At 47.4% G+C, this 24,943-nt stretch carries 18 protein-coding genes and 2 tRNA genes; 14 read left to right on the plus strand and 6 right to left on the minus strand.

The features are described from left to right. Positions 1 to 5: 5 nt before the first annotated feature. Positions 6 to 752, minus strand: coding sequence for a sulfate transporter CysZ (gene cysZ, locus CEW91_RS04540; RefSeq protein WP_088767854.1), 747 nt, complete (start codon positions 750 to 752; stop codon positions 6 to 8). A 142-nt stretch (positions 753 to 894) separates the two neighbouring features. Here cysZ and smc point away from each other — a divergent pair, with 142 nt between their 5' ends. The 3 genes from smc to ligA are packed head-to-tail and all read left to right on the plus strand — an operon-like array spanning position 895 to position 7,357. Next, the gene (smc, locus tag CEW91_RS04545; protein WP_088767855.1) at positions 895 to 4,347 is read left to right on the plus strand and encodes a chromosome segregation protein SMC; all 3,453 of its coding nucleotides are present in this window, start codon (positions 895 to 897) and stop codon (positions 4,345 to 4,347) included. Positions 4,348 to 4,373: 26 nt separating this feature from the next. After that, positions 4,374 to 5,333 (plus strand): cell division protein ZipA, encoded by a 960-nt coding sequence (gene zipA, locus CEW91_RS04550; protein ID WP_088767856.1) that lies wholly within the window; start codon positions 4,374 to 4,376, stop codon positions 5,331 to 5,333. Positions 5,334 to 5,344: 11 nt separating this feature from the next. Further along, positions 5,345 to 7,357, plus strand: a complete 2,013-nt coding sequence (ligA, locus tag CEW91_RS04555) for an NAD-dependent DNA ligase LigA (RefSeq protein ID WP_088767857.1) — start codon at positions 5,345 to 5,347, stop codon at positions 7,355 to 7,357. On the opposite strand, the gene CEW91_RS04560 is transcribed toward ligA, so the two are convergent. From CEW91_RS04560 to gloB, 3 genes are read right to left on the minus strand one after another with little or no spacing between them, the layout of a single operon-like run. After that, positions 7,354 to 7,860, minus strand: a complete 507-nt coding sequence (locus tag CEW91_RS04560) for a hypothetical protein (protein ID WP_088767858.1) — start codon at positions 7,858 to 7,860, stop codon at positions 7,354 to 7,356. The two genes, ligA and CEW91_RS04560, sit on opposite strands and share 4 nt — an antisense overlap. 8 nt (positions 7,861 to 7,868) lie before the next feature. After that, positions 7,869 to 9,503 carry a lytic transglycosylase gene (locus tag CEW91_RS04565; RefSeq protein ID WP_088767859.1) on the minus strand — a complete coding sequence of 545 codons (1,635 nt, stop codon included), beginning with the start codon at positions 9,501 to 9,503 and terminating at the stop codon, positions 7,869 to 7,871. A gap of 47 nt (positions 9,504 to 9,550) precedes the next feature. Further along, on the minus strand, positions 9,551 to 10,312 hold the full coding sequence (gene gloB / locus CEW91_RS04570; protein ID WP_088767860.1) for a hydroxyacylglutathione hydrolase: 762 nt from the start codon (positions 10,310 to 10,312) through the stop codon (positions 9,551 to 9,553). A gap of 74 nt (positions 10,313 to 10,386) precedes the next feature. Here gloB and CEW91_RS04575 point away from each other — a divergent pair, with 74 nt between their 5' ends. Together CEW91_RS04575 and CEW91_RS04580 are read left to right on the plus strand one after the other, a co-directional pair. Next, entirely contained in the window at positions 10,387 to 11,139 is a 753-nt protein-coding gene (locus tag CEW91_RS04575) for a methyltransferase domain-containing protein (RefSeq protein ID WP_088767861.1), read from the plus strand. A gap of 3 nt (positions 11,140 to 11,142) precedes the next feature. Then, complete coding sequence (locus CEW91_RS04580) at positions 11,143 to 11,532, plus strand: rhodanese-like domain-containing protein (RefSeq protein ID WP_088767862.1); 390 nt, start codon at positions 11,143 to 11,145, stop codon at positions 11,530 to 11,532. Positions 11,533 to 11,537: 5 nt separating this feature from the next. Here the strand turns inward: CEW91_RS04580 and rnhA are convergent, their stop codons facing one another. Then, on the minus strand, positions 11,538 to 12,011 hold the full coding sequence (gene rnhA / locus CEW91_RS04585) for a ribonuclease HI (protein ID WP_088767863.1): 474 nt from the start codon (positions 12,009 to 12,011) through the stop codon (positions 11,538 to 11,540). A 51-nt stretch (positions 12,012 to 12,062) separates the two neighbouring features. On the opposite strand from rnhA, the gene dnaQ reads away from it, so the two are divergent. The 9 genes from dnaQ to tilS all read left to right on the plus strand — a co-directional run bounded on the left by dnaQ (position 12,063) and on the right by tilS (position 24,028). Then, a complete protein-coding gene (gene dnaQ / locus CEW91_RS04590) occupies positions 12,063 to 12,770 on the plus strand; it encodes a DNA polymerase III subunit epsilon (protein WP_088767864.1) in 708 nt (235 codons plus the stop codon). Continuing rightward, complete coding sequence (locus CEW91_RS04595) at positions 12,755 to 14,059, plus strand: TIGR03503 family protein (RefSeq protein ID WP_232507027.1); 1,305 nt, start codon at positions 12,755 to 12,757, stop codon at positions 14,057 to 14,059. The genes dnaQ and CEW91_RS04595 overlap by 16 nt, the downstream gene beginning before the upstream one ends. Before the next feature lie 134 nt (positions 14,060 to 14,193). Beyond that, a tRNA-Asp gene (locus tag CEW91_RS04600) sits at positions 14,194 to 14,270 on the plus strand. 25 nt (positions 14,271 to 14,295) lie between these two features. Further along, a tRNA-Asp gene (locus CEW91_RS04605) sits at positions 14,296 to 14,372 on the plus strand. A 224-nt stretch (positions 14,373 to 14,596) separates the two neighbouring features. Next, positions 14,597 to 16,774, plus strand: coding sequence for a M3 family metallopeptidase (locus tag CEW91_RS04610; protein ID WP_088767866.1), 2,178 nt, complete (start codon positions 14,597 to 14,599; stop codon positions 16,772 to 16,774). Between the two features lie 93 nt (positions 16,775 to 16,867). Beyond that, complete coding sequence (locus CEW91_RS04615; RefSeq protein ID WP_088767867.1) at positions 16,868 to 18,163, plus strand: NAD(P)/FAD-dependent oxidoreductase; 1,296 nt, start codon at positions 16,868 to 16,870, stop codon at positions 18,161 to 18,163. A 76-nt stretch (positions 18,164 to 18,239) separates the two neighbouring features. After that, positions 18,240 to 21,716 (plus strand): DNA polymerase III subunit alpha, encoded by a 3,477-nt coding sequence (dnaE, locus tag CEW91_RS04620; protein ID WP_088767868.1) that lies wholly within the window; start codon positions 18,240 to 18,242, stop codon positions 21,714 to 21,716. Positions 21,717 to 21,731: 15 nt separating this feature from the next. Next, positions 21,732 to 22,688 (plus strand): acetyl-CoA carboxylase carboxyl transferase subunit alpha, encoded by a 957-nt coding sequence (gene accA / locus CEW91_RS04625; protein ID WP_088767869.1) that lies wholly within the window; start codon positions 21,732 to 21,734, stop codon positions 22,686 to 22,688. Between the two features lie 5 nt (positions 22,689 to 22,693). After that, complete coding sequence (gene tilS / locus CEW91_RS04630; protein ID WP_088767870.1) at positions 22,694 to 24,028, plus strand: tRNA lysidine(34) synthetase TilS; 1,335 nt, start codon at positions 22,694 to 22,696, stop codon at positions 24,026 to 24,028. Here tilS and CEW91_RS04635 read toward each other — a convergent pair. Next, entirely contained in the window at positions 24,025 to 24,924 is a 900-nt protein-coding gene (locus CEW91_RS04635) for a GGDEF domain-containing protein (protein ID WP_088767871.1), read from the minus strand. The two genes, tilS and CEW91_RS04635, sit on opposite strands and share 4 nt — an antisense overlap. Between the last annotated feature and the right edge of the window lie 19 nt (positions 24,925 to 24,943).

The raw sequence follows: 24,943 nt of genomic DNA on the forward strand, positions 1-24,943 counted from the left end.
ACGTTTTAGCGCGGCTCTAATGCGCTCCGTCGGTAATGGTCAACCCACAACGCCGTTGCGCCAGAAACCGCCAACGGCATAATAATCAGGTTTACCAGAGGAATCATGGTCAGTAGGGTAATGCCTAGGCCAAACGAAAACGTGCGTCCGCGCTGCTGGTTTAGTTCCGAACGCATACGCTTGAAGGACAGCTTATGATTGTCAAACGGGTAGTCCAGGTATTGAATGGACATCATCCAGCAGACAAAAACGTACCAGAGAATTTGCCCAAACACTGGAATAATAAGCGATAGCAAGAAGAAGCCGATAGCCCGTGGCAGGTAATACATCAACTTCTGGAATTCACGGCCAACGGTTCTTGGTATGTCTTTAATTAACCCCATAAAGCCTTCATCACCTAATGCCTCACCACTCTCATAGCGCTCGACTTTCTCCGCGAGCAGACCATTAAACGGCGCCGCCAGAAAGTTCATAATGCTGGTAAAAATAAAGGAGAAAAAGGCGACCATCACAATGACCACCAGTGGCCATAAGATAAATTCCAACCATTGGAAAAAGTCGGGTAGCCAAGCCATAAACTTATTAAGCCAGTAGTCAGCTTCGCTGTACAGCCAGCTGAAGGCAATGGTGAAGAGAATCAGGTTGGCCAAAATAGGGACAATAACGTAGCGGCGTAGCCCTTTGGTGCGAATGAGCTGTAAGCCCCTTCCTATATAGGATATTCCCGACTCACTGTAGATCGGTTTGTGCATGCGAACTCCTGCTGTCACTTTTGTTGCTCATAATAGGGCAAAACCACCCTTATGTGTCGTTGAAATTGTTACAAATGACTACGGGATCTGCTAGAGTCTTTGGATTATAAATAACGTCAGTAATAACTATAAAAACAGCCGAATGCGACTGAAACACATCAAACTCGTGGGCTTCAAATCGTTTGTCGACCCAACCAAAGTACCTTTTCCTGATCAAATGACCTGTGTTGTAGGTCCGAACGGCTGTGGCAAATCCAATGTCATTGACGCGGTACGTTGGGTGCTGGGAGAAAGTTCGGCAAAAAACCTGCGTGGCGACGCCATGACTGACGTTATTTTTAATGGCTCTAACGCCCGTAAACCTGTTTCTCAAGCCAGTGTTGAGCTGGTATTTGATAATAGCGCCGGACGCATTCAGGGAGAATACGCTGCCTTCAATGAAATTTCTGTAAAACGATTAGTCACCCGAGACGGGCAGTCCAATTATTTTCTGAATGGCAGTCGTTGCCGCCGTCGCGATATTACTGATTTATTCCTCGGAACAGGACTTGGACCGCGCAGCTACGCCATTATTGAACAAGGTATGATCTCCCGATTGATTGAATCAAAACCGCAGGAGTTGCGGGTGTTTATTGAAGAGGCGGCAGGTATTTCCAAATACAAAGAGCGTCGCCGCGAAACAGAAAATCGGATGAATCACACGCGCGAAAATTTGGAGCGTTTGAGTGATGTGCGTGAAGAACTGGGCCAGCAGCTGGATAAGTTAGAGCGTCAGGCGGCTGCGGCAATTCGCTATAAAGAACTGAAGAAACAAGAGCGCCAATTGAAAGGCGAGCTGCAGGCGCTGCGTTGGTTAAAGTTAGATAACCAGCGGCAGCAACTTGATGCCCAATACTCTGAGCAGCAGGCCGAACTTGAAAAGTGGCAAGCGCAGCAAAGCGGCGACGAACGTGGCGCAATAGAATTGAAAGAGCGAGCAGAAGCGCTGCGCTCTGAAGTTGAGCAATCGCAAGAGACAATGTTCACCTTGGGTAATGAAGTGACCCGCATTGAGCAAACTCTAAAGCATCAGCATGAAATTAAAGCGCAGCGCGAAGAGCGTTTGCAGCGAATTCAAAGCGAACTGACGCAACTTGAGTCGCAACTTGACGAAGATAAACTGCAAAAGGAGCAGTTGGTTGAGCAGGAAATGATGCTTGAACCGCAGCTTGAAGAGTTAGCTGAGCAGGTTGAAGAGGTGTCTGAGCAAGCGCAACAGGCTGATGAAAACTACCGAAGCTGGCAGCAGCAACAACGCTCACAGCAGCAAAAATTTCGTGATATTGAACAACAGCATCAGCAGGCGCAGCTGAAAGAACAACAGCTTCAGCAAAGCCGTGATTACACTAAACAACAGTTAGATCAAATTAACCACCAGCAACAAGACCTTAAAAGGCAGCTTGGTGAGGTATCGTCAGACAGCTTGCAACGCGAATTTGATGAGGCTAATGAGCGACTAAACATCGCTATTGAGCGGCTTCAAACAACAAAACAACGGTTAACGGATAGTCGCGAGCAGGTTGAGCAGGCCCAGGAAGCGAAGCGCAGTGCTGAATTAGAACAAAATAAAGTACAGGCGAACCAGCAAGCCATTGAGCAGTTACTCATCAAGCATCAGTCAGGCGATAACAGTGCGGATGAGTGGCTTGAAACGCATTATCCAAATACCCCGAGAGTCCGTGACGTTCTGAAAGCTGAGCCTGGCTGGGAGTTGGCTGTTGAGCAGTTTTTGTATGAGTGGCTGGATGCCGCGGTTCTTGAAAGCGCACCTGAGCGAACTGAGTCGGTAGCTGGCCTGAAGCTGATATGGCCAAGCGCCGGAGAGCCTAAATCCGGTACTTTGGCGAGCAAAGTCTCGGGTGCATTAAGATATTGGCCGCCGTTGCAATTGTGTGCTGTGGCTGACAGTGATGAGCAAGCACAAAAGCAGGTATTAGACGGTGATGCTGAGTTTGCTGTGTCAAAACAGGGTAACTGGCACTGGCCTAACGGGTTTATGTCATCGCGAATTGATAGCAACACCAGCCAACTGCAGTTGCAGAGTCAGTGTGAAAGTCTGAAACGTGAACAAGAAGAGTTAGAAGGTTCGCTAGAAACAACAATACAAAAATTGGAACAGGCGCGCGCTTCTCAAAAAGACATTGAGCAGGAACTGGAGCGAGAGCAAGAACAGCAACAGGCCGCGCAGAATGACATAAATAAAGCGGAGCAGCAGTTAAGCTGGGCTAAGCAACAGCAACAACAGTATACGCAACAACTGGAGAGGCTTAGCGAGCAACAATCAGAGCTGGAGAAAAAAGCAGAAGAGCTTAATGAGCGTATTGAGGAAGTGGCATTACAGCGCGAAGAGCTGAACGAACGGTTATTGGAGAGTGACGCGGCGGATGACGACTCAGGCGATGAGTTAGAAAGGTTGGCCAGCGACAAGAGAGAGCAGCTGCAGGCACTAAAGTCGAAGCAACAGCAGCTGGCTATGCAGCAACAAAACATTACTGTTCAGGTACAGCAACTCGACACGGTCGTACAACGCAGCGAACAGCGTTATCAGCAGTTATTGGATGAAAAGACCACGCAACAAAGCTCTGACAGTGAAGACAATAAGCAGGAACTGGAAGAGCGACTGACAGAGCTTCTTGACCAGCGTCAGGAGCAGGAAGCCGTTTTGCAGGAGCAGCGCGCGCAACTGTCTGAGTTAGAAGATGAATTGTCAGAGCTTAATCAAGGTCAGTCGGCTGTTCAAATGCGTATTGCGCAAGCCAAAGAAGCACTGCAAAGCACTGAGATAGAAAAGGCCAAGTTGCAAGAGCGCAGCCAGGGTGTGCTTGAGGGACTGGCAGAGACCGGCATGACCTTGAAAACCTTACTGCAGGAGTTGCCGCAGGAAGCTGAGGAGCAGTCGTGGCAGACTAACCTGGAGAGCGTGCAGAACAGAATTAAGCGCTTGGGTGCTATTAACCTGGCCGCCATTGAAGAGGCTGAAGCGCAAAGAGAGCGTAAACAGTATCTGGATCAGCAAGTGGATGACCTATCATCGTCTTTAGAAACGCTGGAAACAGCCATACGAAAAATTGATAAAGAAACCCGGCATCGCTTTAAAACAACTTTTGATGCGGTGAACAGTGACTTACAGGTATTGTTTCCAAAAGTGTTTGGCGGTGGTAGCGCGAGTTTGGAACTCACCGATGACGACTTACTGGAGACGGGCGTCACCATTATGGCAAGGCCTCCGGGTAAAAAGAATAGTACGATTCACCTGCTAAGTGGTGGAGAAAAAGCATTGACCGCATTATCATTGGTGTTTGCCATTTTCCGGTTGAACCCAGCACCGTTTTGCTTGTTAGATGAGGTTGATGCGCCGCTCGATGACGCAAATGTGGGGCGTTTTTGCCGGTTAGTGAGTGAAATGTCGGAATCGGTACAGTTTATATATATCAGTCACAACAAAGTGGCTATGGAAATGGCGTCACACCTTGCCGGGGTGACAATGCAGGAAGCAGGTGTGTCGCGCCTGGTTGCCGTTGATGTAGAGCAGGCCGTCGCTATGACGGAAGCCTGACGATAATAAAAAGGTTGATAGAGCACATGGGCAATTTACAACTGACGCTCGGAATTTTAGGGGTACTGGCCATTGCCGGTATTATCGCGCACGGACTATGGAAAATTCGTAAAGGGAACCAGCAGCAACGTCAACAAGAACAGCGTGTTGCTGAAAAGCGCCAGAAACAAAGCGGTGGTTTTGACGACGATGGCATAGGTGAAGTTAGGGTGGTTCGTCAGGCGCCCTCTGAAACGCCGGACACTGCGGACTCGGTTTCAGCTGACGATGAAGACACGAGTGTCAGAGATTCTATTGCTGAGCCGAATAGGTCAAAGCGCGAAGAAAAGCTTCAAGAAAAAGTTCAGGAGAAACCGAGTCAGCCTCTTTCTGCGGCCGAGCAAATGGCGATGGATTTGGAAGTTAATGACGAAATAGACTCGCCGTTGCCCTCTATGCGGGTGGAGAAAAACGAAGAAGTTGAGCAAACGGAATTGTCGCTAGAACCTTCAGAAAAAGAGACACCTCAAGACTCAGACGCGTCAAATGAACCAGCAGAGTCAGAAACGCAACCTGGTTTAGACGTCGGTGAGCCTGAAGAAGTAATAGCGCTGCATGTAAAAGGCTCTGTCCAAGGCGCATTGCTGCTGCAAATGATGACCGAACTGGGCTGTAAGTTTGGCGATTTAGGTATCTTTCACCGTTATGAAAATACGGCAGGTACGGGCGAGTTAATCTTTAGTGTTGCCAATATGTTTAACCCAGGAACCTTTGACTTGGACAACCTGGAAAACTTTGAAACAGAAGGCGTTGCGTTTTTCATGACCTTGCCGATGAAGTTTGACGGCCAACAAGCCTTTAACATGATGCTTAACGCCGCCAAAAAGCTGGCGACTGAAATACCTCAGGGGCAGGTTTTAGATGGTCAGCGACAACTGTTAACCCGTCAGTCGATTCACGAAGCGCGACAAACTATCCGTGAGTTTGAACGTCAACATTCAGCATAGAATTAGGTGTTATGAGTCAATCTACTGCCCAGCGAATGCAAGAGCTGGAACAATTACTGAATCGCTATAACAAAGAATATTACGAAAATGATGAGCCGTCGGTTCCCGATGCTGAGTACGATAAACTATTTCGTGAATTGCAGGAACTGGAAAAGCAAAATCCAGACTTAAAAAGTAAGACGTCGCCAACGGCTAAAGTGGGCGGTAAGCCGTTAGCCAAATTTAATACGGTAAAACATGAAGTGCCGATGTTGTCTTTAGATAATGCGTTTTCTGCGGAAGAGTTTGCGGCATTCTCTAAGCGCATTGGGCAAAAGCTGGATGAAGTAACTAAAGTCACTTTCTGTTGCGAACCCAAGCTGGATGGTGCTGCAGTGAGTTTGCTGTATGAGTCAGGAATACTAGTGCGTGGCGCAACCCGTGGTGACGGTGAAAGTGGCGAGGACATTACTGAAAATGTCAAAACCATTCGCAACATTCCCCTCAAGTTAAAAGGCGATGTTCCTGACCGACTGGAAGTCAGAGGCGAGGTCGTAATGCCGATTGGCGCCTTTGATCGCTTTAACGACAAGGCGCGTCAACAGGGAGAGAAAGTATTTGCTAACCCAAGAAACGCGGCGGCGGGCAGTTTAAGACAACTGGACTCCCGAATAACTGCCAAGCGGCCTTTGCATTTTTACGCTTATAGCCTGGGGTTAGTGTCTGAACATACGGTACTGCCCGACAGTCATTATGAACGTCTGCAGCAATTAGCCGAATGGGGGCTTCCCGTTAACAGTGAAATTGAACGGGTAGACTCTGTTGAAGGTTGTGACAGTTACTATGAAAAAATTCTTGAGCGCAGAGATTCGCTGAATTACGACATTGATGGGGTGGTTTTTAAAATAGATACCATCGCACTGCAGGAAACGCTTGGCTTTGTTGCTAGAGCGCCTCGCTGGGCTATTGCCCGAAAATTCCCGGCACAAGAGCAACTGACGATTATTACTGGCGTCGACTTTCAGGTAGGACGTACTGGCGCAATTACACCAGTCGCTCGCTTGAAACCGGTAAGTGTGGGAGGTGTTACCGTATCGAATGCAACCCTGCATAACGCCGATGAAATTGAGCGCTTGGGTGTGCAAATTGGGGACACAGTGAGTATCAGGCGCGCCGGTGATGTCATTCCACAAGTCGTCAGTGTGTTAAAAGACAAGCGTCCGATGGATGCGCAGGACATTATTTTCCCGACACATTGTCCCGTGTGTGATTCTGACGTTGAGCGCATTGAGGGCGAGGCCGTAGCTCGTTGCAGTGGCGGACTCTATTGTGCGGCTCAACGCAAAGAAGCAATTAAGCACTTTGCCTCGCGTAAAGCCATGGATATCGACGGGTTAGGAGACAAACTGGTTGATGTCTTGGTTGAAAAGGGCTGGATAAAGTCCCCAGCTGACTTATACCGTTTGAGTAAAGCCGAGTTGGCCACCTTGCCAAGAATGGCGACTAAATCCGCTGAAAATCTAAAAAGCGCAATAGCAGCAACCAGAGAGACAACGTTGGCTCGCTTTCTCTATGCGTTAGGTATTAGAGAGGTAGGTGAAGCGACTGCAAAGGCCTTAGCCAGACACTTTAAAACCTTTGAGGCGATTCAGTCCGCTAGCAGTGAACAATTGCAGGAAGTCCCTGATGTTGGCACGGTCGTGGCTGAACACATTGTGCGCTTTTTCCGCGAACCGCATAACGAAAACGTCGTGAAAGAGCTACGTGAGTTTATTCATTGGCCAGAAGGCGAAGATGCGGGCGACATACAAAGCGACCGTTTAGCCGGAAATACTTACGTCATTACCGGTACGTTGTCGACAATGACCCGGGACGAAGCCAAACAGGCGCTAGAAGCGTTAGGAGCGAAAGTCAGTGGGAGTGTGTCTAAGAAAACAACCGCGCTAATTGCCGGAGAAAGCGCCGGTTCAAAACTGACGAAAGCCCAGTCGCTTGGGCTTTCGATACTGTCCGAAGACGAACTAAAAGAGCTGTTAAAGAGTTAGCGGCTGCGGGTGCTCAGGTCTTTTAACAGGCCTGAGCCGCTAATGTCGGCGATACCGTCTTCTTCGTCAAACTCGAATTTGATAGTCGGGTGTGTGGTATCAAGCAGGTAACTGCGATCATTAATGCGAACCCTCAGGTGTGATAACGGCTCTTCTTCATCAAATTCACGTCTGTGCTCGACTACAATATTGTGCTTACCGATAGCAAGCTCAAAGCCTTTGAAAAAGCCCTCGGCGAATTCAGCAACGTACACCTGGCCTTTATCATTCACGAACATATTGAGAATGTAGTTAGGTGGCATTTCAGAAGTGCGCATTTGTGATTTACCAGCGGTAAATACCACGGTGTCATAGACTTTCTTATATTCAAAACCGAAGTTCAGAGGCTCAGTTCTACCCGATGGGTAAATCACCTTGCCTTCCCCTTTAGCTTCCCAGTCTGCCAGACTTTGGGTGCTGAATATTAAAGCAATACAAGTAATAGCGTATTTAAACAGTTTCATAACGGGCCTCAACTACTCACCTCGGTTACATCTACTTTCAGTCGCAGCATCTGTCCAGGTTGCAGGTAACGGTTGCGTTGAATGTTATTCCATTGCTCAATTTGGCGAATGGTCACGTTAAATTTATTAGCTATCCTTGCAAGAGAATCTCCTGACCGTACACGGTAATTCACTGTCCGAATAATGCTGTTAACACTACTGCGAACAACAGAAGAAGGCTCAGCTTCGGTCCAAACAACAAGCTCTTGACCAGGTCTTAAGTAGTCGCCGGGCGCCATCGAATTCCAGCGGGCCAAGTCCCTTAAATTGACATCGTAAGCACGGCTGATATCCCACAGAGTGTCGCCCGACTGGACGATATAATCAATACGTTTACCGTCGCGTTTTTGATCTTGGCGGTTTTCGCGGCGCTGATCTTGCGACAATGTGTAACTTTCTTCACCTAGAGTGGCAACGGGCACCAGCAGGTGCTCACCAGCGCGAATGATGTGACTGCTAATGTCATTAAGCTGCTGGATGACATCAACGGACGTATTGTATTTTTTTGATATCGTTAGCAAGCTCTCTCCTGACTTCACCTTGTGGCGCGTCCAGGTTAGCCAGTCTTTAGGCTCGGTTTCTTTCAACGCCTGACTGAATAGCTCCGCATTGCTTGCCGGCAATAAAAAGCGGTGAGGGCCATCGGGTGCCGTCGCCCAGCGGTTATAACCAGAATTAAACTGATGCAGTTCCTCAAGTGATAACTCAGCCATTTCAGCCGCTAAGGCTAAGTCGATTTGTGCTGGTGCTTCGACAATTTCAAGCATGGGCTGATTTTCAATTGGGTACCAGGTAATACCGTACTTCTCGCTATTGGCAAGGATATCAGCCAACGCCAATAATTTAGGAACATAAGCGCGCGTTTCACGCGGTAAGTCCAGGCTCCAAAAATCGGTTGGTTTACCGGCTTGTTTGTTTCTGCGAATTGCATTTCCAACACGACCTTCGCCGGAATTATAGGCTGCCAACGCGTGCATCCAGTTGCCGTCGAAGTAACGGTGCAGGGCCTCTAAATAATCCAGCGCGGCATGCGTCGCTGCGTAGACATCGCGGCGACCGTCGTACCACCAGTTGATATCTAATCCATATTGACGGGCTGTACCGGGGATAAACTGCCAAACTCCCGACGCACTGCCGTGAGAGTAGGCGAATGGGTCAAACGCACTTTCGACAATAGGTAGTAACGCGAGGTCGACCGGCATTTCACGGCGCTCTAACTCTTCGACAATTAAATGCAAATAAGGCTCTGCGCGTTTAGCAACCCGGTCTAAATATTCAGGGTGACTGGCGTACCAATTTCGTTGACTTTGGACTCGCTGCACATTTGGTACGTCAAAGACCAGCTGCTGACGAACACGCTGCCATAAGTCTTCTTGTTCTTGCGGTGTTAATTGAACCGGTTCAGGCTTTTTCTTCGTTGTTGTTTGGGTATCGGCAACGACTTCTTCAGGTACCGGAGTTAACTCTAAAGAGGGCTTTTCATGGTTAGTTTCTTGCTGTTTCTCAGCAAAGAAAAGACCAGTGCTTTGGCACCCTGAGAGAGCGATAGCGCTGGTCAGTACACTCAACTTTAGCCAAGTTTTGCTGCTTTTATTGATTACCATGAATTATAAAACCCTGAATATGTTAAAACTTGGTGAAGTTTAAAGAATCAGCCGTTATCTTTCCACTGTCTAATAGTGTAAAAAACGTCCTCAGGGGCATTTTTTACACTTCCGGAGTATTCAGATGCCGCTTCTATCACCGTTTTTTGATCAAACCGAAGGAACGGATTTATCGCAAGCTCCAGTTGTAGTGTGCTCGGCAGAGTAATTTCATTTTGTTCGCGTAGCATTTTGACCTTTTCGGCATAACTCTTCAGTGTCGCGTTATTAGGTTCTACTTTTTGCGCAAAGGCTAAGTTGGCTTGTGTGTATTCATGTGCGCAAAACACCCGAGTATCCCCGGGAAGTTGACGAAGCTTAAGTAACGATCGACTAAATTGCTCTGGTGTTCCCTCAAACATACGTCCACAGCCACCGGAAAATAGCGTGTCCCCACAGAACAGAAATCCGGGCGTGTAAAAACTAATGTGATCAAGTGTGTGTCCTGGAGTTTCCATGACTTCCCATTCAACGCCAGCCATTGAAAAGCGCTCACCTTCTTGGACCGGCTGGGTAATGGCTTTTATCTCGGGGTTGTGTGGGCCAATAACCGGACATGCGTATTCTTTGAGCAAGTCAGCAATACCGCCAGTATGATCATAGTGATGGTGCGTGACAAAAATAGCGGTAATGGTTTTACTATTTTCTTTCAGCCATTCAAAAACGGGAGAGGACTCGCCGGGATCAACAATAATGACGCCATCGTTTGTGTTTGTCTCAATAGCCCAAATGTAATTGTCGTCAAACGCACAAATAGGGTGAACTCGCATAGAAACCTCGATAACGCTAAGCTATGATGAGTTAGCGATAGTGACAGAATGCTCCCATAATACAGGATGACGCAGTGTTTATTAAACCGGCATATTCTAAGGTTCCGTTAAAGACACCTACACAGTGGAGCAGTCTGGCTTGCGGAGACTTCATTAAGTCTCAAACTCGTGAGGTTATGCGCCGTTATGAGCGTAAGATGAAGCCCGGTTGCCAGGTCATTGTCGGTCATTTGGGGGCGGAGCTTCAGCAAGAAGAGCCTATGGAGAGGGTTTCAGTTGCACCATCGGGACAGGCGGATATGTTAGGAATACTGACCGAGTTGCCAATAAAAACCGACAGTGTTGACACTTTAATTAGTCCTTTTACCCTTGAATTCCATCAACATCCCCATCAACTTTTAAGAGAGTACACACGGGTTCTGGATGACGATGGTGTCTTGGTATTAATGGGATTTAACCCACTAAGTCCAGCGGTGGTAAGCGGTTTTTTCTTACGCCATGTAAAACCATTTCCCTGGTGCGGACGTTATTTTTCAATAGCAAGAATGAAAGACTGGCTGGCGCTATTGGGGTTCGACGTAAAATACAGCGAGTATTTCGTCCCGCATTTGTTGCATAAAGCTGAATTTCAAGGACACGACTGGTCCAGTGCACTCTGTGAAAAAGTTAAACCGTTTAGTGCAGCGTATTTATTAGTGGCAACCAAGCAGACATTGATTGGTCGAATTAACTCAGTATCAACACGACGAAAGATCAGCCTGTCAGGGCGACGGCCAGCAACAGCAATGACATCGGACAGTTTTAAATTAGATAAGTCGAAGAGGTAAAGTATGATTACAGCAAAAGAATTATGTGGAAAAGCGAAAGCAAACGTAAAGGAAGCGAATACGGAAGAACTTCAAAAAGCGATAGAGCAGGGCGCCAGAGTGATTGATGTGCGCGAACCGGCGGAATACAGTCAGGGTCACATTCGCGAAGCGGTGAATATGCCGCGCGGCGTGTTGGAAATGCAGCTGAATCAACACCCCGACGTTGCTGGGTACGATGATGCATTAGAGCGTATCTCGCAAAAGCCCCTGTATCTTATCTGCAAAACCGGAGGGCGTTCGGCGCTAGCTGCTGAAAGCCTTGAGCGTATGGGCTTTAATAATGTTTATAGCGTTGATGGCGGCATGACGGCATGGCAGGAAGAAAAGCGCCCAGTCGTGGCGGGTGAGTAACTCGACTATTCAAGTGTAAACCCGGTATCTTCGAGCAAAGGCTCGCGACTGGCAGCGTCGCGGGCCAGCTCATCGCAACGTTCATTTTGAGGGTGTCCGGAATGACCCTTTACCCATTGCCATTTTATTTTATGATTGCGAACTTGCTCGTCTAACTGCACCCAGAGATCCTGGTTTTTGACCGGCTTCTTTGCGGCTGTTTTCCAACCGTTTTTGCGCCACTTGGTCATCCACTGTTCAATGCCTTGTTTAACGTATTGGCTGTCTGTCGAAAGGACAATCTCGCACGAGCGTTTTAACGCTTTTAGCGCAACAATGGTTGCCAGCATTTCCATACGGTTATTCGTGGTTAACTGATAGCCCTGACTCATTTCTTTATGGTGAGAACCATATTCCATAACAATGCCATACCCCCCTGGCCCCGGATTGCCAAGGCATGAGCCGTCAGTATAGATGTGAACAGTTTTTGAGTTGGGCATGTTAATTGGTACTATATTGAAAAGTTTCAGCCAGTATATCAGGAATTTTAAATGCGTCAGGTCGTTTTAGATACGGAAACCACGGGCATAGACCCTCAGAAAGGGCACAGAATAATTGAAATAGGCTGTGTTGAGCTTATTGATCGGAAGCTCACCGGGAATCACTTTCATGTGTACATCAACCCTGAGCGAGTGGTGGAAGAAGAAGCCATAAAAATTCATGGTATTACTAACGATTTCTTGATCGATAAACCGGTATTTGCTCAGGTTTGTGACGACTTTATTGAGTTTATTAAAGGCGCTCAGCTGGTGATTCACAATGCACCGTTCGACGTCGGCCATATGGACGCTGAGTTTTCGAGAATGAAGCCTTTCCCGGGTCTGACCAGCGATTTCAGTACCGTACTGGATACTTTGCAGCTCGCCCGGGAAATGCGGCCGGGTCAAAAGAACAACCTGGACGCTTTGTGTCGTGCTTATGATGTCGACAATTCGTCGCGTGAGCTGCACGGGGCCCTACTCGATGCGGAAATACTGGCTGACGTTTACTTAATGATGACCGGTGGGCAAAGAGCCCTCAACTTGTCAGAAAACAAAAAGTCCGCGTCGGGTGTTGCCGGTGAAATACAGCATCAGGCCATTGAAAACCGTCCACAATTAAAGGTTTTGCGTGCATCAGCCGATGAAGAAGTATTACATCAACAACGGCTTGATAAAGTTAAAGAAGAGGGTGGGCGCTGTTTGTGGCTAGATTCATAACTCAGCTTGTCTGGGCTGCGCTGGCATTTGTTCTGCTTACCAGTTCAGTGACCGCAGTACAGCAAACATCGGACGCGTCATCTAAGGACGACGCTCTTAAAAAGGCGATGTCGCTCATCGATGGTGACATGAGCAACAAACTTCCTATCGACGGGCAGCGCTTTCGAATTGATGAAAACGTTGATGAAATCACCTTGCTATTTTTTCGGGAGCCGGGCAGTAAGCCCTTAATATTAATTAAGCCTGACGGTAGCAAGTGGTATGACAGCCGCTACCCTACCGACCAAGTGACCTGGTATACCGATCCAAATTTCGACATTATTCGCATTAAAAAACCGCAGCCCGGTCCATGGCAGGCGGCAGGACGCATTGATGAAGAGAATAAGGCTTTAGTCGTTTCTGATATTCGCTTCGAAGCTGATCCGTTGCCAGAGCCGCTGTATCAGAACGAAGAGCTGAAAGTAGAAGGTCGACTCTATAATGGAGAAGACATTGTCGAAACAGCACGTTTTCGACAGACGGTGACTCTCGATGTGCTTTTTATCAGTACCAATAACGCCGATTTTGATAACTTTGGCGCGACACCAGTGCGAGTGGCGCAGTTCCTGGATAATGGGCGCGGTCATGACGAGCGTGTTGGTGACGGCGTGTTTACCGGTTTTTTTAACTTAGATGTTGAACCCGGCGAATGGATGGCGACTTATGAAATGACCACGCCGCTTTATGAGCGAGTCTTTGAATTTGGTCCTTTAGTGGTTAAGCCGTTACCCGTTGATTTTGAAGTGATAGAGTCTGACGCTGTAGAAGATGACCACCAACTGATTGTAACGGTTAATGAGAACGAAATAGACCCAGGTAGTTTGGTGGTTAATGGGGAAACGCAATTCCCCAATGGTGAAGTGCGCAAATTTACCTTTAGCCAGGTTGATGAATTTCCGTATCAGGTGCCTATTGCGAATTTGGCATTCGGTAAACACTTAATTGATATTGATATTTTTGCGACCACGTTGGCCGGACGTGAGTTTGAAGCCAGGCTTGATGATTTTAGTTTTATTTCCACAGAGCCACCGCCACCTGAACCCACAGCCGCGGAAATAGCAGAGCGGCAGCGTATTGAAGCAGAGCGTCAGAGGGAAGTTGAACGACAAGAGCGTGAAGCAAAGGAAAAGCAGGCAATGATGAACTTAATTATCATTGTCATAGTGAACCTATTGATAATTTTTATCGCGCTTTTTGCACTGTGGTGGTTTAAGTTCAGAAAGAAGAAAACTGATAAAAATGACGCTTAGTGGTTAAAAAACCGCAAAACTGAATATAAATCAGACAAACAGAAAAAATCTTTAAAAAAAGTGTTGACTCATTTGTCCCTCACTCGTAATATGCACGCCGCGTTGAGGGACATACTTCAACGCAGTACTGATGCGGAGTGGTAGTTCAGTTGGTTAGAATACCGGCCTGTCACGCCGGGGGTCGCGGGTTCGAGTCCCGTCCACTCCGCCATTTAGTACATCCCCCGAATTTTTGCGGAGTGGTAGTTCAGTTGGTTAGAATACCGGCCTGTCACGCCGGGGGTCGCGGGTTCGAGTCCCGTCCACTCCGCCATTTTTCTTAAGCGCAAATCTGTGCAGCATCACCAATTATTTTTTTAGATACCACCAAAGCCGGTCTTGCTTGGTTTGGCTGAATCGTTTTCGCATTCGACTTGTACCTCCTGCTTTTTACCTCTAAGAATTGGCTTTTTGACGCTTACCCCTTGAGCAAGCGCTCATACAGGGCTAGAGTAATGGCACAAAAATCACAATGACAAGAAACAGTGGGAGTTATCCATGCGTAAAACATTATTAGCCGTCGCAATTGGTGCAGCGGTATCACTCGGCGCTTGCAGCGATGCGAGCAAGCCATCAAATACTGAAAACGGTTCTGCACAAGCTGAAAGTAGCCAGGAAGCAACGGCAATGAACCCATTCTTCGAAGCCAGCTCACTGCTTTATCAAGCGCCTGACTTCAATGCCATTGAGTTTAAACACTTCAAACCTGCTTTTGAGCGTGGCATGAAAGAGCATATGGAAGAAATTAAAGCCATTGCGACCAACTCTGAAGAGCCAACGTTTGAAAACACTATTGTTGCCATGGAAAAGTCTGGCGCAATCCTTGGTCGTGTAAGCTCTGTATTCTATAACTTGTCTTCGTCACACTCGAATGACCAAATTCGCGAACTGCAAGCTGAGCTGGCGCCTAAGATGGCTTCACATAGTGACAACATTCGTTTAAATGCTGATTTATTCGCGCGCATTAAAACATTGCATGAACAGCGTAATGATTTGGATTTAGACAGTGAAGCGAAGCGTTTACTGGAAGAAACTTATAAAGAGTTCATTCGCGCTGGCGCACAGCTTAACGATGAACAGAAAGCGCAAATTCGTGAAATCAATGAGCAGCTTTCAAGCCTGACTAACGAATTCCGCGATGGCTTAATGTCTCTGACCCAAGAAACCGTTGTGTTTGTTGAAGATAAAGAGAAACTGACAGGCTTAAGTGACAGCCGTATTGAGAGTCTGGCGAATGCAGCGAAAAGCCGCGATAAAGAAGGCCAGTACGCGATTGTTCTGACGAATACGACTCGCCAGTCTATCTTAGCTGAACTGGAAAATCGTGAGCTTCGTCAGGAAATCTGGGAAGCGTCGGCAAACCGTGGTACTGGCAACACGGAAACCGATCAAAACCCGTTGGTTAAACAGTTAGTCAAGCTGCGTGCTGATAAAGCGCAACTTTTGGGCTACAACTCTTGGGGTGACTATGTTCTGGAAACGAACATGGCAGGTAACCCTGATGCGGCGAAGAAAATGCTGCGCGACTTAGTGCCGGCGGTAGTTTCAAATGTAGAGCGTGAAGCGGCGGAAATTCAGGCTGCGATTGACGCCGACGGTAAAGATTTCGAATTGAAGCCTTGGGACTGGTTCTACTACGCTGAGAAAGTGCGTGCTGAGAAGTATTCACTCGATTCTGATGAAGTGAAAAAATACTTCGAATTTAACCGTGTGTTAGAAGACGGTGTTTTCTATGCAATGGGTGAGCTGTTCGGTATTACGTTTGAAGAGCGTAAAGACATTCCTGTGTATCAGGAAGATGTAAAAGTTTACGAAGTCTTTGACGTTGACGGTAGCAGTTTAGGCCTTTTCTACGCTGACTATTATGCACGTGACAGTAAGCGTGGTGGCGCATGGATGAGCTCTTTCCGTACTCAGTCTGAGCTGATGAACCAGAAGCCGGTTATTCTGAACAACATGAATATCACCAAAGCGCCAGATGGTGAGCCGACATTCCTGAGCTTTGATGAGGTATCGACGATGTTCCACGAAATGGGACACGCGCTTCATGGCATGTTCTCAGATGTGACTTACCCTTCATTAGCGGGTACATCGGTATCTCGTGACTATGTCGAATTCCCTTCAACGTTCCAGGAAGACTGGATGTTGAATGAAAAAGTGATTAATAACTTTGCGAAGCACTATGAAACGGGTGAACAAATTCCACAAGAGTTGTTGGACAAGATACTAGCTGCGCGCAATTTCAATCAAGGTTTTGATACTCTAGAGTATGTAGCGGCTGCGTTACTGGATCTCGAATATCATACGGTTGAACCGGGTACTGAAATTAAAGACGTACAAGCGTTTGAAAAAGATGCGTTAGAGCGTAACGGTGTCTTAGTTGAGGCGGTGCCTCCTCGTTACCGTTCGACTTATTTTGCGCATGTATTCGCCGGTGGTTATTCTGCAGGTTACTATGCGTATATGTGGAGTGAAGTCTTAGCAGCTGACGCGTTTAAACATATGAACAACAATGGTGGTTTAACGCTGGAAAATGGCCAAGCATTCCGTAAAGAGATTCTGTCGCAAGGTAACAGTAAAGATCCAATGCAGCAGTACATCGATTGGCGTGGTCAAGAACCAACCGTCGAAGCGTTATTGGAGCGTCGAGGTCTGACGGATCCAAGTATCGACTAAACAGCGATAAAAGATGACTGAATAGTCGCTATAAAAAGCCACTGGCGTTATCATCGCCAGTGGCTTTTTTGTATCTACAGGATGAGGTCGGTAATGAAGGAACGGATCGTAATTGTTGGCGGTGGCGCAGGCGGACTCGAGTTAGCGACACAGCTAGGTCGTAAATTGGGACGTAAAGGTAAAGCTCAAATTACCTTGATTGATCGCAATACAACGCATCTCTGGAAACCGCTATTGCATGAGGTTGCTTCTGGCGCTTTAGACTCAAGGTTGGCGGAGGTTGATTATCGAGGACAAAGCGCCCGGGAAGGCTTTCAGTTTCTGATTGGTACGTTGGAACATGTTGATAAAGATGCGAAAACGGTCACCCTTGCGGCCATTAATAATAGTGAAGGTGAGGAAGTTCTGAGTACAAGAAACGTGCCTTATGATCGTTTGATTCTAGCCGTTGGCAGTGTGACCGCCGATTTCGGTACCCCTGGAGTTAAAGAAAATTGCTATTTTTTGGACTCTTTAAAACAAGCGGACGCGTTTCATGCTGAGCTACTCGATGAGTTCTTAAGAGTGAACCAAGCTCTCGAAGACGGTAAAGAGGCTGAATTGTCATTGGCTATTGTTGGCGGCGGTGCGACTGGTGTCGAGTTAGCCGCCGAGCTTGTGCACTCGGTGTCCTTATTGTCTATTTACGGACTCAAACATCTCAATAGAAGCCATTTTAAGGTTCAGTTGATTGAGGCTGGAGAGAGATTATTACCGGCTTTACCGGAACGTTTATCCACTTCAGTTCTGAAGAAACTCCGTAAGTTGGGTGTGGAAGTCATCTTGAATAACCCGGTTAAAGAGGTGACGAAACAGCAGCTTTGCCTCTCGGAGGGGGAGCCAATAACGGCCGATATGATGGTATGGGCAGCAGGTGTCAGAGCGCCGGATATTACGCAGTCCTGGAATTTACAACTTAGAAAAAACAATCAAATAGAAGTTAATGAGTACCTTCAGTCCGTTTCAGATAAGTCCATTTACGCAATGGGCGATTGCTCGGCCTGCCGGATTGACGACGAACGCTGGGTGCCGCCGCGTGCTCAATCTGCGCATCAGATGGCCGAATGTTTATACAAAAATATTTCACGAGAATACGCTGGCCGCGATCCCAAACCTTTTCGTTACAAAGACAGAGGCTCGCTAGTTTCGCTGAGTCGCTTTTCGGCGGTTGGTAATTTAATGCAAAGCAAAAGTGTGTCTATGTCGATTGAAGGCACACTGGCACGATGGGCCTACGCGAGCTTGTATCGCATGCATCAGCGAGCGTTGCATGGTTGGTGGAAAATGTTTTTAATTCTGTTGGTGGACAAGCTAAACCATGCGGTAAAACCCCGTCTGAAGTTGCATTGACGATATACTTCAGTAGTCGCATCAGGCACAATATGGCGTCTGACATTAGAAGCAAAAAGTAGACTGACACGGCGAAATGACAGCACCAAACTTTATCCATTTACGCATTCACAGTGACTTCTCCATGGTCGATGGCTTAGCCAAAGTCGGCCCGATATGTGATGCTGTAGCTGACGCGGGTATGCCGGCATTAGCAATAACCGATCAAATGAACTTTTGCGGCCTGGTTCGTTATTACGGTACGGCGCATAAACTGGGATTAAAGCCTATTATCGGGTGTGACTTTTGGGTACAGCACAGCTACCCCGAAGGTGAGATATTCCGTTTGACGGCTTTGGCTATGGATAACGACGGTTATCAGCAAATTACACAGTTAATGTCGAAAGCTTATTTGCGAGGGCACATAGCGGATAAACCCGTTATTGATAAGGATTGGCTAAAAGAGCACAACCAAGGGATTATTTTGCTCTCCGGTGCCCGTGAAGGTGATATCGGCCATGCATTATTAAGAAACGATGATAAAGAACTTGATGCGGCATTGGATTTTTATCAAGAGTATTTCCCCGACCGCTTTTATCTTGAATTGGTGCGAACCGGGCGTCCTAAAGAAGAAGACTACTTGCACAAGGCAGTAAAACTAGCCGGTGAAACACAGATCCCCGTGGTTGCAACCAATGAAGTCGTTTTTCTGAAAGAAGAAAATTTTGACGCCCATGAGATTCGTGTATCTATTCATGACGGTTACCAGCTTGAAGATCGCCGCCGCCCCAAAAAATATTCGCCGCAGCAGTATCTAAAAACGGCCGAAGAAATGGCGGAGCTGTTCTCCGATATTCCTGAAGCGTTGGAAAATACCGTTGAAATCGCTAAGCGATGTAATGTGACAGTCCGCTTGGGCGAATACTTTCTGCCGAAATTTCCGACCGGAGATATGACGACGGAAGACTACTTGGTCAAAGTGTCTGAAGAAGGCTTAGAAGAGCGTCTTGAATTTCTTTTTCCTGACGAGGAGGAACGCGCGGCTAAACGTCCAGAATATGATGAGCGTCTAGTAGAAGAGCTTAACGTCATTAATGGGATGGGCTTCCCGGGCTACTTCCTCATCGTTATGGAGTTCATTCAGTGGAGTAAAGACAATGGCATACCCGTTGGTCCGGGGCGAGGGTCGGGTGCGGGGTCGTTAGTTGCTTACGCACTGAAAATTACCGATTTGGATCCGCTCGAGTTTGACCTGCTTTTCGAACGGTTTCTGAACCCTGAACGGGTCTCTATGCCGGACTTTGATGTGGACTTCTGTATGGATCGCCGTGATGAGGTTATTGACCACGTTGCCGATTTGTACGGTCGCGAAGCGGTATCGCAGATCATTACGTTTGGCACCATGGCTGCGAAAGCCGCAATACGTGATGTAGGGCGTGTCCTGGGACACCCGTATGGCTTTGTGGATCGCATATCGAAGTTAGTGCCCGGTGACCCGGGGATGACGCTGGAGAAGGCATTTGAAATAGAGCCTCAGCTGGGAGAATTGTACGATCAGGACGGTGAGGTCAAAGCCATTATTGATATGGCCAGGATTCTAGAAGGGGTCACACGTAATGCCGGTAAACACGCCGGTGGCGTGGTTATTTCGCCAACCACTATTACCGACTTCTCACCGCTGTATTGTGACGATGAAGGCAAAAACCCGGTCACCCAGTTCGATAAAAACGATGTTGAATCGGCAGGCTTGGTCAAGTTTGACTTTCTAGGCTTGCGAACACTGACCATTATTCAGTGGGCCGTCGATATGGTGAATGCCCGCAAGGAGAAAGCAGGCGAAGAGCTTATCGATATCACCGCTATCGATTTAACCGATCCGGCATGTTTCAAATTACTTAAAAAGGCCGAAACAACCGCCGTTTTCCAGTTGGAGTCGCGAGGCATGAAGGAGCTAATTAAGAAGCTTTTGCCTGACTCCTTTGAAGACATCATCGCATTGGTTGCTCTATTCCGACCGGGACCGTTGCAGTCGGGCATGGTCGATAACTTCATTGACCGAAAGCATGGTCGTGAAGAAATCTCTTATCCGGATGTTAAGTATCAGCACGACAGCTTGCAGCCGATTCTCGAACCGACATACGGCGTTATTTTGTACCAAGAGCAGGTTATGCAAATTGCACAGGTACTGGCGGGCTACACGCTGGGCGGCGCTGATTTGTTGCGTCGAGCTATGGGTAAGAAAAAGCCCGAGGAAATGGCAAAGCAGCGCGAGATTTTCCGGGAAGGGGCAGCGAAGAATAATATTGACCCTGAATTGGCGATGAAAATCTTCGATCTGGTAGAGAAGTTCGCCGGCTATGGGTTTAATAAATCGCACTCGGCCGCTTATGCCTTAGTGTCGTATCAAACGTTGTGGATGAAGACTCATTATCCGGCTGAATTTATGGCTGCGGTGATGTCAGCGGATATGGATAACACCGATAAAATTGTTACGCTGGCGGATGAGTGTGAGCGAATGGGTCTTGAATTATTGCCGCCAGACGTCAATAAGGGCGCCTATAAGTTTACTGTTGATGAACAACAGCGTGTTGTTTATGGCATTGGGGCTATTAAAGGTGTTGGCGAGGCGCCGATTGAGTCTATTATTCAAGCTAGAAATGAAGGTGGTCCGTTCAAAGATTTGTTCGACTTCTGTTGTCGGGTGAATTTGAAAAAAATGAATAAGCGGGTTCTGGAGCGGCTAATACGAGCAGGTGCTATGGATAATTTAGGACCACACCGCGCGGCGCTTATGGCGACGCTGGAAAAAGCCATTCGCCAGGCAGAGCAGCATTTGCAGGCAGAGCAAATTGGTCAGTCCGATATGTTTGGTGTGCTGACTACCGAGCCAGAAGCGGTCGAACAGGAGTTTGTGCAGGTACGCCAATGGCCGGAGGCCGTGTGGTTGGAAGGTGAACGGGAAACTCTTGGGCTTTACCTCACCGGACACCCCATTAACCGCTTTAGAAGTGAGTTGACGCATTATGTGTCAAATACTTTGTCTAATGTGGGACCAACACCAAAAGACCAAAGTGTTGCTATTGCGGGGCTCGTAATAGATATTCGCGTGCTGACAAACAAACGTGGCCAACGTTTTGCTATAGTAACGTTAGATGACAAGACGGCGCGCATGGATGTACGATTATTCAGCAATGAATACGAAAGTTATCAAGAATTGCTCGAAAAAGACCGAATTTTGTGGATAAAAGGTGAGGTCAGATTTGATAACTTTAGTAATAGCAATACAATGACCGCTAGAGAAGTGATGGCCATTGAGCAAGCGCGTGAGAGTTATTTACGCAGTTTGTCGATTACGCTGACTGAAGACGCACTTGAGAACGGTGTGGCAGGTAAGCTGGAAACAGTGCTGGCGCCTTATGCGAAAGGAACCTGCCCAATAAAGCTTCGTTATAACTCGTCGTATGCGAAGGCAGAATTGTCAGTGGAAGCGAATTGGTATGTGACGCCATCGGATGAATTAATAGACGAATTACAGAGCTTGCTGGGGAATCAGCAGGTTTCACTCGAATTTTAAAGGAAATGACAGCGAATGAGCCTTAATTTTCTGGATTTTGAACAGCCAATAGCTGAGCTCGAAGCGCAGATCGAAGAATTAAAGTCAGTCGGTAAGCGCGGCGAACTTGACATTAATATTGAAGAAGAAGTTCAGCGTTTAACAAAGAAGAGCCAGGAGCTCACAGAAAAAATCTTTTCTGATTTAGGCGCCTGGCAGGTTGCGCAGTTGGCTCGCCATCCATTACGACCGTATACACTCGATTACATTCGGATGATTTTTACCGAGTTTGATGAGCTGGCGGGTGATAGAACGTTTGCGAATGACGAAGCTATTGTTGGCGGTATGGCACGCCTTGATGGCACACCGGTGATGGTGATTGGCCAGCAGAAAGGACGCGAGACCAAAGAGAAAATTCGCCGTAACTTTGGTATGCCAAAACCAGAGGGCTACCGAAAAGCGCTGCGATTAATGGAAACCGCGGAACGTTTTAATTTACCTATTATTACATTCATCGACACCCCAGGAGCCTACCCGGGCATTGGTGCCGAAGAGCGCGGACAAAGTGAAGCCATTGCACGTAACTTAAAAGTTATGTCGCGACTGAATGTGCCCATTATCTGTACGGTAATTGGTGAGGGAGGCTCAGGTGGTGCATTAGCGATTGGTGTTGGCGATAAAGTGAATATGTTGCAGTACAGCACTTACTCGGTTATTTCACCCGAAGGGTGTGCGTCTATTCTATGGAAGAGTGCCAGTAAAGCGCCATTAGCGGCAGAAGCCATGGGGGTTACCGCGCAGCGGAGTAAAGAGCTTGGCCTTATTGATGCCATTATTCCAGAGCCGTTGGGCGGGGCGCATCGCCACGCAGAGGAAATGGCGAGCCGTTTGAAGCAGCAGCTGCTGTCAGACGTGAAATCATTGGAAGGACTGAGTAAGTCTGAGCGTTTGGATCAGCGTTACAAAAAACTGATGTCGTTTGGGTACTGCTAAGCATAATGTCCACTGATGCGCTTTATGAGCGCTTCCTAAAGGTTATTAACCGACTATCTCTGCGCCCGGGGCAGCAAATTGTTGCTGCCTTAGGTGGTGGAGCCGACTCACAAACCATCCTCGATTTATTGATGCGCTTTCGGCGCGACAACCCGCAGTACAATTACTTAGCTATTCATTTGGATCATAGCTTTCATCCAGACTCAGGCCGATGGTCAGACGTTATTCACGAAGCTGCAAAGGCTTATGGGGTTGATACCATTTTTGAGCTTCTTGAAGTTCCCATGAAAAGTCGAGTGAGCAAAGAAGCTATTGGTCGAGAGCTTCGCTATAAGCGTTTGGCAGAGCTGACCGAATCTAATGCGGTGTTGCTGCTAGGGCAACATAAGAATGATCAAATAGAAACCTTTTTGCTGCAATTAAAACGAGGTAGTGGTCCTAAGGGTTTAGCGTCCATGGCTGAGATTCAGCCATGGGAAGGGGAACGCACGATTTGTCGACCGTTATTGAGTACCAGTAAAAATGAAATCTTAGGGTACGCCGAGTCTAATCAGTTAACCTGGATTGAAGACGACACCAACTACGACACGACAATTGAGCGTAACTTCTTAAGGCATGACGTTATTCCTACATTAGAAAAACGCTGGCCACACTTTGGTATGAGTGTCATTCGTGCCGCCAGGCTGTGTGCCGAACAGCAGGATGTCATGAATGAGTTGCTTCTGGAAAAGTTACAGGTGGCTCAGCAAGAGAAGAGCTCTGATTGTTTTCCTCTAAATATACTCGAAGGCGCATCGGCGGCAATGCAACGTGCATTACTGCGCACCTGGCTTCAAACGCTCGGCAAAAGTTTGCCGAGTTATGAGCAACTCGAGCAAATAAGGCGGCAAAGTTTGAACGTTCGTTCAGACAGTCAGCTGGAAATTAGCTGCCAAGGTTATTGGGTTCGGTATTTTCAGAACGCTCTATGGGTTGATGACGGTGCTCCGGAAGCTATTTTCGAAGTAGCCATTTCCAAGCCCTTGACAAATTTTGGCGAGTGGGGAAGTTTGCGGGTTCCTGAAAGCTTATTGGCGGAGTCGGAACGACTTACCATCAGTTGCATCCATCCGAAAAGCAAACTTGGCAAGCCTGGGCGGAGCGGACGCAAGAAGTTAATAGACTGGCTGAAAGAAAGAGGTTTAGCGCCCTGGTTGAGGCAGCGGGTGCCAGTTTTACAATCTGGCGACAACTGTATCTGGACACCTGTCACAGGCTGGTTGCTCACAGATCCCGAAAACCACAAACCGCCGACGTTAAAACCAAGCTGGGAAACGTCGCTACAATGGCTAAATGATTAGTTCACCCTAGAGCGCAATGACTTTGCCTCGTACAAACGCTTATCCACTTCGTCAAGAACATCGTCTGCCGAGTGGAAGCTTTCCATCTGTATAGCACCTGAGCTAAAAGCAACATTTAAAGACATCAACTTTGAATCGCGACTAATGGCTTTCTTTATACGTTCAATAATTTCACTCACCTGGCTTTTGGGCGTATCTTCCAAAACCAAAACGAACTCATCGCCGCCGTAGCGAAAAACGCGATCGGTGTCCCTGAGTTGATGTTTAATAAGCTGAGCGAACTGCTGTAATACTTCATCACCCTGTTGATGACCAAAGTTATCATTCACCTGTTTAAAGTTATCCATGTCGATAAGCACAATACTCACATCTTTTTGAGGGTCGCGCTTAAGTTTGGCGGTGATGTGTGCCAGAGTTTCATCGAGCAGCGATCGGTTGCCAACGCCGGTTAGGTGGTCTTTAACCGCCGCCTGACGAACTTTGGAATAAGCCATGGAGTTGCGCAACGGGAAAGTCAATTGTTTATGCATTTGCTCAAGGCGAAGTTTTACAGCGTACGACGCCGGTTGCTTGAATTGGTAAAGCATCTGTCCAAGATATTGGTCGTCAGCGTAAAGCATAACCGCATATTCAAAGTTACTTTCGTCGTATTGACCGCATAAGTTAATTACTTGATCATCGGAGACAAATTGCATCGCTTTGACAGGCATTCGCTCTAAAACGGCATGACTGTAAATTGACAGCAAAGAGGTAATATCAAGCGTTGTCTGTAACTTCTCGCTCAACGACGTTGAATTTGTTCTAATGTCGTCAGTTGAGGTGAGTTGGCTGACCAACGCCTGAGTTTTGTTAATAGCAGAGTTTAAGCGATCTCTAATTACAGCTTTACCTAACATGTGCTCTTTGACTCCAGTG

Source organism: Idiomarina piscisalsi (assembly GCF_002211765.1).
Classification (GTDB): Bacteria; Pseudomonadota; Gammaproteobacteria; order Enterobacterales; family Alteromonadaceae; genus Idiomarina; species Idiomarina piscisalsi_A.

Coding starts and splice junctions, on each gene's coding strand:
- CEW91_RS04560 (WP_088767858.1), bottom strand. CDS start 7,860: ATGAAACTGTTTAAATACGCTATTACTTGTATTGCTTTAATATTCAGC.
- dnaE (WP_088767868.1), top strand. CDS start 18,240: ATGACAGCACCAAACTTTATCCATTTACGCATTCACAGTGACTTCTCC.
- smc (WP_088767855.1), top strand. CDS start 895: ATGCGACTGAAACACATCAAACTCGTGGGCTTCAAATCGTTTGTCGAC.
- CEW91_RS04565 (WP_088767859.1), bottom strand. CDS start 9,503: ATGGTAATCAATAAAAGCAGCAAAACTTGGCTAAAGTTGAGTGTACTG.
- CEW91_RS04580 (WP_088767862.1), top strand. CDS start 11,143: ATGATTACAGCAAAAGAATTATGTGGAAAAGCGAAAGCAAACGTAAAG.
- ligA (WP_088767857.1), top strand. CDS start 5,345: ATGAGTCAATCTACTGCCCAGCGAATGCAAGAGCTGGAACAATTACTG.
- zipA (WP_088767856.1), top strand. CDS start 4,374: ATGGGCAATTTACAACTGACGCTCGGAATTTTAGGGGTACTGGCCATT.
- CEW91_RS04610 (WP_088767866.1), top strand. CDS start 14,597: ATGCGTAAAACATTATTAGCCGTCGCAATTGGTGCAGCGGTATCACTC.
- gloB (WP_088767860.1), bottom strand. CDS start 10,312: ATGCGAGTTCACCCTATTTGTGCGTTTGACGACAATTACATTTGGGCT.
- dnaQ (WP_088767864.1), top strand. CDS start 12,063: ATGCGTCAGGTCGTTTTAGATACGGAAACCACGGGCATAGACCCTCAG.
- tilS (WP_088767870.1), top strand. CDS start 22,694: ATGTCCACTGATGCGCTTTATGAGCGCTTCCTAAAGGTTATTAACCGA.
- cysZ (WP_088767854.1), bottom strand. CDS start 752: ATGCACAAACCGATCTACAGTGAGTCGGGAATATCCTATATAGGAAGG.
- CEW91_RS04635 (WP_088767871.1), bottom strand. CDS start 24,924: ATGTTAGGTAAAGCTGTAATTAGAGATCGCTTAAACTCTGCTATTAAC.
- accA (WP_088767869.1), top strand. CDS start 21,732: ATGAGCCTTAATTTTCTGGATTTTGAACAGCCAATAGCTGAGCTCGAA.
- rnhA (WP_088767863.1), bottom strand. CDS start 12,011: ATGCCCAACTCAAAAACTGTTCACATCTATACTGACGGCTCATGCCTT.
- CEW91_RS04615 (WP_088767867.1), top strand. CDS start 16,868: ATGAAGGAACGGATCGTAATTGTTGGCGGTGGCGCAGGCGGACTCGAG.